The sequence below is a fragment of the Aeromonas sp. QDB56 genome (genome assembly GCF_027705505.1).
Taxonomy (GTDB): domain Bacteria; phylum Pseudomonadota; class Gammaproteobacteria; order Enterobacterales; family Aeromonadaceae; genus Aeromonas; species Aeromonas caviae.
In genome coordinates this window covers 1-1121 of record NZ_JAPDBZ010000286.1, presented here as the reverse complement: position 1 = coordinate 1121, position 1121 = coordinate 1, and the positions used below count along the sequence as shown (strand labels likewise).

1 protein-coding gene is annotated in these 1121 nt (G+C 57.3%); it reads right to left on the bottom strand.

The features are described 5' to 3' along the window. The coding region (tuf, locus tag OKB81_RS20435; RefSeq protein ID WP_134996705.1) for an elongation factor Tu at nt 1–1121 on the bottom strand (1121 nt) is incomplete at both ends.

The window sequence follows — 1121 nt, the reverse complement described above, 5'->3', positions numbered from 1 at the left end:
GCTACAACACCAGCACCTACGGTACGGCCACCTTCACGGATGGCGAAACGCAGGCCGTCGTCCATCGCGATCGGGGCAATCAGGGTAACAACCATCTTGATGTTGTCGCCCGGCATTACCATCTCTACGCCTTCCGGCAGTTCGATGGTACCGGTCACGTCGGTAGTACGGAAGTAGAACTGCGGACGGTAGCCCTTGAAGAACGGAGTGTGACGACCACCTTCTTCTTTGGACAGCACGTACACTTCGGATTCGAACTTGGTGTGCGGCTTGATGGTGCCCGGCTTGGCCAGTACCTGACCACGCTCTACGTCTTCACGCTTCACGCCACGCAGCAGTGCGCCAACGTTCTCACCTGCACGACCTTCGTCCAGCAGTTTGCGGAACATTTCAACGCCGGTACAGGTGGTCTTGGTGGTATCTTTGATACCAACGATTTCCACTTCTTCACCAACCTTGACGATACCGCGCTCTACACGACCGGTAACTACGGTACCACGGCCTGCGATGGAGAATACGTCTTCGATAGGCATCAGGAACGGCTGGTCAATGGCACGCTCCGGCTCCGGAATGTAGGTGTCCAGGTGGCCAGCCAGTTCCAGGATCTTCTCTTCCCACTGAGCTTCGCCTTCCAGCGCTTTCAGTGCGGAACCACGGACTACCGGCAGGTCATCACCCGGGAAGTCGTACTCGGACAGCAGTTCGCGAACTTCCATCTCGACCAGTTCCAGCAGCTCTTCGTCATCTACCATGTCGCACTTGTTCATGAACACGATGATGTACGGAACGCCTACCTGACGACCCAGCAGGATGTGCTCACGAGTCTGCGGCATCGGGCCGTCAGTCGCTGCTACTACCAGGATTGCGCCGTCCATCTGGGCAGCACCGGTGATCATGTTTTTAACGTAGTCGGCGTGACCCGGGCAATCTACGTGAGCGTAGTGGCGGGTAGCAGTGTCGTATTCTACGTGGGAGGTGTTGATGGTGATACCACGCTCACGCTCTTCCGGTGCCTTGTCGATCTGGTCGAAGGCGAAAGCTTTACCACCGAAGTGCTTGGCCAGCACGTTGGTGATGGCGGCGGTCAGGGTGGTTTTACCGTGGTCAACGTGGCCGATGGT